General features: G+C 70.4%; 6 protein-coding genes. 3 read left to right on the top strand and 3 right to left on the bottom strand.

Features of this window, described 5'->3' with window-relative positions; genetic code table 11:
- Positions 1 to 73 precede the first annotated feature (73 nt).
- Positions 74 to 985: a tetratricopeptide repeat protein gene (locus O7601_RS01240; RefSeq protein ID WP_281564474.1), complete on the top strand. Its 912-nt coding sequence runs from the start codon at positions 74 to 76 to the stop codon at positions 983 to 985.
- Between the two features lie 232 nt (positions 986 to 1,217).
- Complete coding sequence (locus tag O7601_RS01235) at positions 1,218 to 2,540, top strand: arginase family protein (RefSeq protein ID WP_348650225.1); 1,323 nt, start codon at positions 1,218 to 1,220, stop codon at positions 2,538 to 2,540.
- Between the two features lie 148 nt (positions 2,541 to 2,688).
- Here the strand turns inward: O7601_RS01235 and O7601_RS01230 are convergent, their stop codons facing one another.
- A complete protein-coding gene (locus tag O7601_RS01230) occupies positions 2,689 to 4,644 on the bottom strand; it encodes a penicillin-binding transpeptidase domain-containing protein (RefSeq protein ID WP_281564473.1) in 1,956 nt (651 codons plus the stop codon).
- A gap of 286 nt (positions 4,645 to 4,930) precedes the next feature.
- Between O7601_RS01230 and O7601_RS01225 the strand changes: the two genes are divergently transcribed.
- Positions 4,931 to 9,985 (top strand): NAD-glutamate dehydrogenase, encoded by a 5,055-nt coding sequence (locus tag O7601_RS01225; RefSeq protein ID WP_281564472.1) that lies wholly within the window; start codon positions 4,931 to 4,933, stop codon positions 9,983 to 9,985.
- Between the two features lie 124 nt (positions 9,986 to 10,109).
- Here the strand turns inward: O7601_RS01225 and O7601_RS01220 are convergent, their stop codons facing one another.
- Both O7601_RS01220 and O7601_RS01215 read right to left on the bottom strand, forming a co-directional pair.
- Positions 10,110 to 10,808, bottom strand: a complete 699-nt coding sequence (locus O7601_RS01220; RefSeq protein WP_281564471.1) for a class F sortase — start codon at positions 10,806 to 10,808, stop codon at positions 10,110 to 10,112.
- The gene (locus O7601_RS01215; protein WP_281564470.1) at positions 10,792 to 11,784 is read right to left on the bottom strand and encodes a hypothetical protein; all 993 of its coding nucleotides are present in this window, start codon (positions 11,782 to 11,784) and stop codon (positions 10,792 to 10,794) included. Before O7601_RS01215 ends, O7601_RS01220 begins: the two co-directional genes overlap by 17 nt.
- Between the last annotated feature and the right edge of the window lie 162 nt (positions 11,785 to 11,946).

Raw genomic sequence — 11,946 nt, 5'->3', positions numbered from 1 at the left:
AGGGGTGACAGTGGCAACTGCGCGGGCCGAGGCTGATCCGAGTTCGGCGAACTGCGTGCGAGACTAGATAACCATGAGCGACCCACGGATCACCTCGTCGATCTTTACCCGCGGCGCGGTCGACCTCAGCGCGCTGCGCACCCCTGCCCCCAGTTCCACACCGGCTCCGGTTCAGGCCGGCCCGCCCGCCGGGGCACCCGGCGGTGCCGTCGGCGGCGTCACAGTCGTCGACGTGACCGAGGCGACCTTCCAGTCGGAGGTCCTGGAGCGCTCGTTGACCACACCCGTCGTGGTCGACTTCTGGGCCGAGTGGTGCGAGCCCTGCAAGCAACTCTCTCCGGTGCTGGAACGGCTGGCGGTCGAGGGCGGCGGTGCCTGGGTGCTCGCCAAGGTCGACGTGGACGCCAACCCGAGGCTCGCGCAGATGTTCCGGGTCCAGGGCATCCCGATGGTGTACGCGGTGGTCGGCGGGCAACCCGTCGACGCCTTCTCCGGCGTGGTGCCCGAGGCGCAGCTTCGCCAGTGGCTCCAGGCCGTGCTCAAGGCCGGTGGGGTGAGTGTGGCCGAGCCGGAGGACCCACGGCTCAACGAGGCGGACGACGCGCTGATGAGTGGTGACCTGGACGCCGCCGAGCAGGCGTACCGGAAGATCCTCGCCGAAACCCCGGCGGACGCCGCGGCCGAGGCCGGGCTGGCCCAGGTGGGACTCGCCCGCCGGGTGGCCGGAGCCGATCCGCAGGCGGCGCTCACCGCCGCAGCGGCCGACCCCGACGATGTCGACGCCCAACTGCTCGCCGCCGACATCGAGGTCCTCAGCGGCCTGGCCGATCAGGCGTACCAGCGCCTGGTCGGGCTGGTACGCCGTACCGCTGGCGACGACCGGGAGAAGGTCCGTCAGCACCTGATCGGCCTGTTCACCATCGCCGGGCCAGAGGATCCCGCGGTCGCCTCGGCCCGCCGGTCCCTGGCCAGCGCCCTGTTCTGAGTACCTGCCACGCCAGCGCGGGCCGGCGTGTCGCCGGCCCGCCTTCACACCACGAGGACGGGAGCTTAGGTGAGCGCGAGGAGTGAGCTTGCGAGCCCCGCAGTCGCGATCGAAGGGTGGCTCGGTGAGCGCGAGGAGTGAGCTTGCGAGCCCCGCAGTCGCGAACGAAGGGTGGCTCGGTGAGCGCGAGGAGTGAGCTTGCGAGCCCCGCAGTCGCGAACGTCGGCGGTCCATGATGCGCCGGATCGCCGTCCTCGACGCGCCGAGTAACCTCGGTCTGCGCCCGCCGACGCCCACCTCCGTGCCAGGCTGCGGGAAGGCGCCGGGCGCGCTACGGGACCAGGGGCTGCTGCCCCGGTTGCGCGCCCGGGACGCGGGTTGCCTGACCCCGCCCCGCTACGACGCCGGTGACTGGCGACCCGGAGACGGCGTCTGCCACGCGCGGGAGATCGCCGACTACTCGGCGGCGCTGGCCGACCGGATCGGCGCGATCATCGACCGGGGAGAGTTCCCGGTGGTCCTCGGCGGCGACTGCTCGATCCTGCTCGGCTCGGCGCTGGCCATGCACCGGCTGGGTGAGGCGGTCGGCGGCCGGATCGGTTTGATCTTCGTCGACGGCCATTCCGACTTCCGACATCCTGGCAACGCCTCGTACGTGGGCGCGGCGGCGGGTGAGGATCTCGCCCTGGTGACCGGTCGGGGCCAGGCCGACCTGGCGGCCATCGAGGGCCGGCGACCATACTTCCGGGACGTGGATGTGGTGGTGCTCGGCATCCGTGCCCAGGACGAGTACCGGCTCGACCTGCAGGCCGCCGGGATCATCACCCGACCGGTGCCGGCGCTCCGCGCCGAGGGCGCGGCGCGTACCGCCCAGTGGGCGCACGAGCAGCTGGCCGACTGCGCGGGATACTGGGTGCATGTCGACGTGGACGTGCTCGACCCCGCCGTGATGCCGGCGGTCGACGCGCCCGACCCGGGCGGCATCGCCTTCGCCGAGCTGGAGATTCTGCTCGCCGGTCTGGTCGACACCCCGCACTGCCTCGGTGTCGAGCTGACCGTCTTCGACCCCGACTACGACCCGGACGGCGCGTACGCCGCGGAGATCGTCAACACCGTGGTATCCGGCCTGCGCCCGGTGACCGCTCCCGGTTCGGCGCCACCTCGGTCGCGTCCCGAGGAGAGTCGCCGTCCCACCCCCGGCCCGCGCCGGAGCATCGATCAACCCGGCCCACCGGACGCACCGGCACCTGTCGACCGCGGTCAGACCGACGACCATCGCCACAGCGGCGGTCGCCCGAGTGGCGGTGGCGTGGGCGGTGGCGGCACGGACGGCGGTGGCGCGGGCGGCGGCAGTGGCGGTGTGGGTGGCGGCAGCGCGGGCGGCGGCAGTGGCGGTGTGGGTGGCGGCAGCGCGGGCGGCGGTGACCCGGTCGATGGTGGCCTGGCTGATCATGACCTGGCCGATGGTGGTGTAGCCGATGGTGACCCGGGCGGCATCGCTTTCCCGACGGGGACCACTCGTCCAGCGACCGCCACCGGCGGGCCGGCCGCCTGACATCCCGCCGCCGTCTCGTCCCGCCGCCGTTTCGGACAACTTCAGGGTTGTTGCTGCCTGGAGGCCCCGCTGACCCAGCAACAACCCCGAAGTTGCTTACCGGGGAGCGTTTGCGGGGGGTCAGCGGCGGTTGGGAGGGGTGAGGCGTTCAGTCGGATAGGGCGCGCAGGAAGCTCTCGGCGATCGGTACCGCGGTGCCGCTGCCCGAGCCGCCCTTCTCGACGAAGACGGCGAAGGCCACGTCGCCCTGCCAGGCGACGAACCAGGCGTGGGTGTTGTCCGGGTTGTCGTCGTACTCGGCGGTGCCGGTCTTGCCGTGCACCGGCTCGCCCGGCACATCCCGCAGGGCGGTCCCGGAGCCGCTGGTGACCACCTCGCGCATCATGTCCTGGACTGCCGTGACCGCCTCGGGCTTCAGCTGCGCCCCCGGCCCGGCGGCCGGTGCCGGCGCCGGATCCAGCAGCAGCTTCGGCGGGACGAACTGACCCCTGGCCACGGCTGCGGTCGCCGCCGCCATGGCCAGCGGGCTGACCACCGTGGTGCCCTGTCCGATCGCCGCGGCGGCCTGTTCGGTGGCGCCGCCGTTCGCCGAGACCTTGCCGGTGAACGCGTCCAGGCCCAGGTCACCCCAGTCGCCTTCCAGACCGAGAGCGCGTCCGGCGGCGGCCAGGCCGTCCGCGCCCAGCTGGGGGGCGAGCGCGGCGAAGGCGGTGTTGCACGACTTGGCGAAGTCGGTGCGGAACGGCACCTTGCCGAGGGCGAAGTCATCGGAGTTCTTGAACAAACGTCCGTCCACGTCGAGCCTCTTCGGGCAGTCGACGGTGGTGTCGGGGGTGACCGCCCCGCGTTCGATCAGCCCGAACGCGCTTACCATCTTGAAGGTGGAGCCGGGTGGCACCTGCGCGGTGAAGGCCAGGTTCTCCCCGGCGGCACCGGGGCCGTTGGCCGCGGCGAGCACGGCACCGTCGGTGATCCGTACGGCCACCAGGGCGGAGCGCCGGCGTTCGCCGCGCAGCGCCCGGTCGGCGGCATTCTGAGTGGCCACGTCGAGGGTGGTACGAACCGGCTGGCCGGGCTGGGGCTCACGGCGGAACACCTCGGTGCCTGTCGACTCCACGGTGCCGTCCGGCCCGGCTCGGTTGATCACGACGGCCAGGCCCGGTACGCCACGTAGCCGCTCGTCCCAGCGGCCCTGCAATCCTCCGTGGCCGACGAGGTCGCCGGGGGAGTAGCGGTCGGGGTGGTCGGCGAGGTCCTCGGCGTACGCGGGGTCGACGGTTCCGAGCACTGCCCGGGCGAACTCGCGGGTGGGTGCGAGGTCCAGCTTGTCGGTCGGGAACTTCGTCCCGGACAGGGGGTAGATGCGGGACTTGATCTGTCGGTACGCCTCGTCACGCAGGGTGACCACCTCGACGAATGCGTCCGGTTTCGCCTCCTTCAGCCGCTTCGGCAGGTCCGACAGGTCGACCGGCGGGGTGATCGCCGGCCGGATGGCGCGGAAGGCGGCGTCCAGTTCGCGGATCATGGCCTTGACGTCGGTCACCTCGTTGGGCTGCAACCCCACCCGGACCACGTCGCGGGGCGCCACGATCGGCTCACCGGCACCGTCGAGCACGGTGGCCCGGGTGGCCCGATCCCGTCGCAGCCCCAGCCGATCGCCGCGGGTGAGCTGTTCCTGAACGATCTGCGGCTCCCAGATCACCTGCCATTTGTCGTCGCGGCCCTGGCTGAGTCGCAGCGGACGGTCGTACGCCCAGCTCGTCCCGCCCGGTAGCGTCCACTCGACGCGGATGGTGGCGGTGGCGGTGTCCCGGACCACCTCGGGATCGCCCTGGCGGGTCAGCGCGAGCGGAGCGTCGACGAGCTCGCCGGAGAGCTCCCGGATCTCCCGGACGACGTTGGCCGCGGGAACCTTCGCGCCGGTCGGGTCGACGAAACCCACCGCGTTCAGGTCGCCCTTGCGCCAGCCGTCGAGGAAGGCGTCGACGGTGCGCTGCGGGCCGTCCTCGCCGGAGCAGGCGACCAGACCGGCCGCCACGACCAGGCAGGCGATGACCACGCCAAGTGGTGACCGGCTGCGGCGTTGGCGGAGCGGAACGTACATCTGGTGCTTCCTCCCGGTCGGCTGTTCCGCACGCTAGTACGCCGGGGCGGCGGCCACTGTCCCGGACGGGCCTGGTCAGGAGAAAAGACGGTCTCGTGACGGTGTGATGAACAACATCAGGCGGGGTACTCCGGACCCGGTCGAACCTCGTACCGCAACGGGTGAAAGGACGGCGTCGGAGATCCGGACGTCCGGCCGGTGGTCCGCCGACGGAGGAACTGATCGGTCGGCCTAGGCTTGGCGGCAGAGTGACCCACAGCGTTGTGGGTCGAGGGGAGTGGCACCGATGGACCGGCGTCCGGCGATCAAACCGGAACCCGACCTCCGGCAGGTTGACACCGGCCGGGACGACAGTTTCGACACGGCGACCGACGGGGACGGTTTCGGTCGGCTAGACACAGGTGCGACCGGGATGACCGGTTCGAGCCTCGACACCCTCTACGACCTGGGACTACCGCCGGAGGCGCTGGCCGACGACGCGGAGGACGCCGAGTTCGACGAGCCGGTGCCCAACGCCGAGCGACTGGTGGCCCAGGCGGTGTCGCTGGCCGGCGACGACCATGACGCGGCGACCCTGGTGGGCAGGTTCTGGCGGTTCGCGCCGGACGAGGAACTGATCGGGTTCACCGCCGAGGAGATGCTCGACGCCGCTCGCGCGCACCGGGAACTGGCCCGGCAGCGGGTGCCGGGTGAGTTGAAGCTGCGGATCCACTCGCCCGACGCGGAGCAGCACCACAGCGTCATCGAGATCGTCACCGACGACATGCCGTTCCTGGTCGACTCGGTGACCGCCCTGCTCAACACCCATCACCTGGACGTCCACCTGCTGGTGCACCCGCTGGTCGTGGTGCGCCGGGAGCCGTTGGGTCGGCTGGTCGAGGTCGCCGCCGACGTGGAGCCGGACGATGCGATCTCCGGCGATCTGGTCGAGAGCTGGATGCGGATCGAGATCGACCCGGTCCGTGACCCGGAGGAGCGGGACAAGCTACGTCGGGAACTGCAACGGGTGCTGACCGACGTGCGGGAGGCCGTGGAGGACTGGCCGAAGATGCGCCAGTGCGCCCTCACCCTCGCCGACGAGTTGGCTGCCGCGCGGACCAGCGACAACCGGCCACCGGTGCCGGAGAAGGACATCACCGACTCGGTCGAGCTGTTGCGCTGGCTCGCGCACGATCACTTCACCTTCCTCGGCTACCGGGAGTACCGGCTGGTGCCGAACTCGGCCGAGGGCGGGCCGGCGCTGGAAGCGGTGCTCGGCACCGGGCTGGGCATCCTGCGTCAGGACTCGCCGGAGGCGCGCGCACTGTCCTCGATGACGCCCGAGGCGCACGAGAAGGTCACCGAGAAGCGCCTGCTGATCATCACCAAGGCGAACTCGCGGGCCACCGTGCACCGCTCGGCGTACCTCGACTACATCGGCTTCAAGATCTTCGACGAGGACGGCGAGGTGGTGGGCGAGCGGCGCTTCCTGGGCCTGTTCTCGACCGCCGCGTACCGGACCAGTGTCCAGGAGTTGCCGGTGGTCCGGCGCAAGGTCGCCGAGGTGCTTGACCGCTCCGGGCTGAGCCTGCGCAGCCACTCCGGCAAGGATCTGATGCAGATCCTGGAGACGTACCCGCGCGACGAACTGTTCCAGATCAAGACCGACGACCTGTACCACGCGGTCATCGGGGTGCTGCGGATGGCCGGTCGCCGGCAGCTGCGGGTGTTCCTGCGTCGCGACGCGTACGGGCGGTTCATCTCCTGTCTGATCTACCTGCCCCGGGACCGGTTCACCACCCAGAACCGCCTGCGCATGCAGGACATCCTGCTGCGTGAGCTGAACGGTGTCGGGGTGGACTACACCACCCGGGTGACCGAGTCGATGCTGGCCCGGGTGCACTTCATCGTGCGGACCGACCCGACGAGCCCACCCGGCGACATCGACGCCGACCTGTTGGCCGAGGAGCTGGCCGACGCCACCCGGTTGTGGGACGACGACTACCGGCTGGTGCTGGAACGCAAGCTCGGCGACGAGCAGGCCAAGCACCTGTTCGGCCGGTACGCCGACGCGTTCCCGGAGGGCTACAAGGACGGGCACACGCCGTACGAGGCGATGAAGGACCTGGCCAAGCTGGAGCTGCTGGAGGAGCCCGGCCAGCTGGAGATGCACCTGTTCCGCAAGCAGTTGGCGCCGCGAGCCGCCAGCCGGGGCCCGGACGTCGACGAGTCGATGGACGTGCGGTTCAAGGTGTACCGCTACGGCGAGCCGATGATGCTCTCGGCGGTGCTGCCGGTGCTGCACTCACTCGGCGTCAAGGTCGTCGACGAGCACCCGTACGAGGTGGAGCGGGTCGACGGCCGGATCTGGCTCTACGACTTCGGGCTACGGCTGCCCGAGGGGCACCAGGAACTGGCCGAGGTGCGCCCGCACGTGGAGAACGCCTTCGCGGCGGCGTGGCGGGGCGAAGCCGAGGTGGACCGCTTCAACGAGCTGGTGCTGCTCGCCGGGCTGACCTGGCGTCAGGTGGTGGTGCTGCGGGCGTACGCGAAGTACCTGCGGCAGACCGGCACGGTGTTCTCGCAGGACTACATGGAGTCCACCTTCATCGCGTACCCGCACTTGGCCACGTTGCTGGTGCAGCTCTTCGAGGCGCGGTTCGAGCCGGGTCCGGTCGACGCCGAGCAGCGCCAGCGGCGGGGTGCCGAACTGGTGACCGAGATCCGCGCCGCGCTCGACGACGTGGCCAGCCTCGACCAGGACCGGATCCTGCGGTCGTACCTGAACCTGATCCAGGCCACCCTGCGGACCAGCTTCTACCAGCGGCCGGTGGGCGGGCGGCCCAAGCCGTACGTCGCCTTCAAGCTCGACCCGCAGGCGGTCCCCGAGTTGCCCGCGCCGCGACCGAAGTTCGAGATCTTCGTCTACTCGCCCCGGTTCGAGGGTGTGCACCTGCGGTTCGGGCCGGTGGCCCGGGGCGGCCTGCGCTGGTCCGACCGGCGGGAGGACTTCCGTACCGAGGTGCTCGGTCTGGTCAAGGCGCAGATGGTGAAGAACGCCGTGATCGTGCCGGTGGGCGCGAAGGGCGGTTTCGTGCTCAAGCAGCAGCCGGGTGACCGCGACGAGGCGGTGATCTGCTACCAGGAGTTCGTCTCGGCGCTGCTGGACGTCACCGACAACATCGTGGCCGGTGAGATCGTGCCGCCCGACGACGTGGTCCGGCACGACGGCGACGACCCGTACATGGTGGTGGCGGCGGACAAGGGCACCGCCACCTTCTCCGACACCGCCAACGCGATCTCGACGGCGCACAACTTCTGGCTGGGCGACGCCTTCGCCTCCGGCGGCTCGGCCGGCTACGACCACAAGAAGATGGGCATCACCGCCCGAGGTGCGTGGGAGTCGGTCAAGCGGCACTTCCGCGAGATGGGGCACGACACCCAGAGTCAGGACTTCACCGTGGCCGGGGTCGGCGACATGTCCGGTGACGTGTTCGGCAACGGCATGCTGTTGTCGGAGCACATCCGGCTGGTGGCCGCGTTCGACCACCGGCACATCTTCCTGGACCCGGACCCGGACCCGGCCACCTCGTACGCCGAACGCAAACGGCTGTTCGAGTTGTCCCGGTCCACCTGGGAGGACTACAACGCCGAGTTGATCTCTGCCGGGGGTGGGATCTACCCGCGTACGGCGAAGTCGGTGCCGGTGTCACCGCAGGTTCGTGCCGTGCTCGGGCTCGACGACGACGTCGACCAGCTGAGCCCGCAGGAGTTGATGAAGGCCATCCTCACCGCGCCTGTCGACCTGTTCTGGAACGGCGGCATCGGCACCTACGTCAAGGCGTCCAGCGAGACCAACGCTCAGGTGGGCGACAAGTCCAACGACGCGATTCGGGTGGATGGTCGCAGCCTGCGCTGCCGGGTGGTCGGTGAGGGCGGCAACCTGGGCTTCACCCAGCACGGCCGGATCGAGTACGCCCAGGCGGGCGGCCGGATGTACACCGACTTCATCGACAACGCGGCCGGGGTGGACTGCTCCGACCACGAGGTGAACATCAAGATCCTGCTGAACACCGCGGTAGCCGACGGTGAGCTGAGTGTCCCCGAGCGGGACGAGCTGCTCGCCCGGATGACCGACGAGGTCGCGGAGCTGGTGCTGCGGGACAACTATGACCAGGCCCGGGCGATCAACAACTCTCAGGCCCAGGCGACCTCGCTGCTTCCGGTGCACCGACGGATGATCACCGAGCTGGAGCGTGCCGGCGTCCTGGACCGGTCGCTGGAGGCGCTGCCGCCGGACGAGGAGTTGGCGGTACGCACCGAGTCCGGGTTGACCGCGCCGGAGTTCGCCGTGCTGCTGGCGTACGTGAAGATCGCCCTGGAGAAGGAGATCCTCACCGACGGGCTGCCCGACGAGGAGTGGACCGGCGAGGTGCTGGTCAACTACTTCCCGACGCCGATGCGGAAACGGTTCGCCGACCGGATGAACCGGCACCGGTTGCGCCGCGACATCGTGACCACGGTGTTGGTGAACGAGGCGATCAACCGGGGCGGGATCTCGTTCGTCTTCCGGGTGGTCGAGGAGACCGCCGCGACGGCGGCGGACGTGATCCGGGCGTACGTGGTGGTCCGCGAGGTCTTCGGACTGCGCGAGCTGTGGGACGCGGTCGAGGCACTGGACAACCGGATCGATCCGGAGTTGCAGACCAGCGTCTATCTCGACACCCGGCGGCTGCTCGACCGGGCGGTGCGGTGGCTGGTGACCAACCGCCGCTCGCCGATCGACGTGCCGGCCGAGATCGCCCGACTGCGGGACGGGATCACCCGGCTGCTACCCCAGATGGAGACGCTCTTCTACGGCAGCGAGCGCGAGTCGATCGTGGCCCACATCGACTCCATGACCGGGCGCGGGGTGCCGCGTGAACTGGCCGAGCGCAGTACCCGGCTGATGTACAGCTTCGGCCTGCTGGACGTGGTGGAGACCGCGGCCGGCACCGGACGGGACGTCGCTGAGGTCGCCTCGGTCTACTTCGTGCTCTCCGACCGGTTCCGGGTGGACTCGCTGCTGTCGAAGATCTCCCTGCTGCCGCGCGAGGACCGCTGGCAGACGCTCGCGCGGATGGCGCTGCGGTACGACCTGTACGCCGCGCTCGCCGCGCTCACCGCGGAGGTGCTGGACTCCACGCCGGGCGACCTTTCGCCGCAGGAGCGGGTACAGCAGTGGGAACAGTCGAATGCCACCTCGATCCACCGTGCCGAACGGGCGATGGGCGAGTTCGACGAATCCCGCGCCGACCTGGCCGCCCTCTCGGTCCTGCTCCGCCAGATCCGCACCCTGGTCCGCACCTCCGCCGCCACCTGACCACTCCCACCATCGCGATCATGCAGTTGTGGCACTCGGAACGTGTGGATATCCGGCTTTTGTCCGGTGCCACAACTGCATGATCGGCGGGGCTGGGAGCGGGGGCATCGGCGGGGGTGGGGTGTCAGGGGGTGAGGGAGGCGAAGACGATTACGTTGTCGGGGTAGTCGCCGGTTGCCTCGTCGAACTGGCCGCCGCAAGTGATCACCCGTAGACCCGGGCGGTCGCTGGGGCCGTACACCTGATCGGTGGGGAAGGCGTCCTTCGGATACGAGGCCACCGAGTCCACCCGGAAGGTAGCCGTCCGGCCGTCGGCCCGTGCGACGCTGACGGTGTCACCGGGTTGCAGGGCACCGAGGGAGAAGAAGACGGCGGGACCGATCGCGGCCGAGTCGACGTGACCGACGATGACCGAGTTGCCGGGCTCGCCGGGGCTCGGGCCGGGCTCGTACCAACCGGCGAGCAGCGCCTGGTCCAGCGGGGGCACCTGGACGGTGCCGTCGGGGTTGGTGCCGAGCGTCATGATGTTGGCCTGGACCCCGATGCGGGGGATGCTGATGCTGGTGGGAGTGGCACGGGGCAGCCCGGACGGCACTCGCTGCGCGCCGTTGAGGTCGGCCTCTGCGGACGCGTTCGGGGACGCGGCGCTCGTCCCTGCCACGGGCTGCGGTGGGCGCGGCGAGTCGGTGGTCTTCAGCGCGGCGCCGATGAGGCCGGAGCCCATCATGGCGAGCAGGACGACGACGACGGTGCCGACGGCACGCCACGGTCCACCGTGACGGCCGCCGGCCCGTCTCGTCGTCGCGTCAGGCCGCGAACTCATCGGCCCGACGACGGCGCATCAGCACGAGGCCACCGAGGGCCGCCGCGCCGACCAGGCTCGCCCCGGCGGTGGCCAGGCCACGGTCGGCGCCGGTGGCGATCCCGCCGTCGCCGCCGTCGACCCCACCGTTCGGCAGGACGACCAGCTCGCCCGTGCCGCAGGAGCCCTCCAACTCGTACGTGCCGGGCTTGGCGTCCTCGGCGACGTGGGCCTCGCCGTAGTAGACGAAGTCCTTCTTGTGCTCCCAGCTGTCCTTGCCGCGTTCGTCGGCCTCGTCCGCCGCCCAGTCGCGCTCGCCGGACCAGTCAGCCTCGCCGGAGCGGTCTTCACGCTTGCCGGACCAGTCGCTCTCGCCCGACTCGCTGGACCAGTCGCCCTTGTGCGACTCGCCCGCCCAGTCGCGCTCGCCGGACCATTCGCGCTCGGCGGAGTCCGCGCCGTTCTCGTGCCGACCGGACCAGTCGCCGGTGGACTCCTCGTCGGCCGAGTCGCCCTTCCAGTCCTTCTTGTCGTGGTCCTTGGAGTCGCGGTCGCCCTCGGCGTCCTGGCCGTGCTCGTCGCCCTTCCAGTCGTCGCGCACGTCAGCGCCGCCGCCCCAACCGCCGCTGCGCTCGCCCTCGGCCGGCTGCGAACGCTCGTGGCCGGACCAGCCCTCGCTGTCCATGCCGCCTTCGGCGGTGCCGTTCTCCTCGCGCCAATCCTTGTGGTCGCCACGCGAGTCACCGTTCCGGGCCGGTTCGAGCTTCACCTTGCCGGTGACCTTGGACCAGACGAAGGGGTGCTCCTGCTCCTCGGTGCAGATCTGCATGAGCTTGACCTCTTCGCCCGCCTTGACGGCGTGCGGCTTGGCAAAGACCTTGCCTTCGTCCGTCTGCGGCTGGCTGTCGGCGTACGCGGCTCCCGGCGCGAACACCAACAGAGAGGCGCTGCCGAGGGCAGCACCCGCAACGACCTTCCCCAGCATCTTCTTAGCCATGACCTGTGTCACTCCATCCCTGTTGTCCTGCGGCCGGCAACAACCGAGCCAGAACCGACGTTAGACCGTTTCATGACTTATGCAGGGAAAAATTCGTGTTCTGGCATTCGTTCGGTCTGCTGGGTTTTGTCGGTCGGCCTGCCCCGGACGTGCCGGCCTGTC

This window comes from Verrucosispora sp. WMMD573 (genome assembly GCF_027497175.1).
GTDB lineage: Bacteria > Actinomycetota > Actinomycetes > Mycobacteriales > Micromonosporaceae > Micromonospora.
Note: the sequence above shows the minus strand (reverse complement) of the source record. Positions and strands in the feature narration are given on the sequence as shown.

What these genes read in the sequence shown, in the direction of transcription:
- O7601_RS01220 (WP_281564471.1), bottom strand. Translation starts at nt 10,808, where the DNA reads ATGAGTTCGCGGCCTGACGCGACGACGAGACGGGCCGGCGGCCGTCAC.
- O7601_RS01215 (WP_281564470.1), bottom strand. Translation starts at nt 11,784, where the DNA reads ATGGCTAAGAAGATGCTGGGGAAGGTCGTTGCGGGTGCTGCCCTCGGC.
- O7601_RS01235 (WP_348650225.1), top strand. Translation starts at nt 1,218, where the DNA reads ATGATGCGCCGGATCGCCGTCCTCGACGCGCCGAGTAACCTCGGTCTG.
- O7601_RS01240 (WP_281564474.1), top strand. Translation starts at nt 74, where the DNA reads ATGAGCGACCCACGGATCACCTCGTCGATCTTTACCCGCGGCGCGGTC.
- O7601_RS01225 (WP_281564472.1), top strand. Translation starts at nt 4,931, where the DNA reads ATGGACCGGCGTCCGGCGATCAAACCGGAACCCGACCTCCGGCAGGTT.
- O7601_RS01230 (WP_281564473.1), bottom strand. Translation starts at nt 4,644, where the DNA reads ATGTACGTTCCGCTCCGCCAACGCCGCAGCCGGTCACCACTTGGCGTG.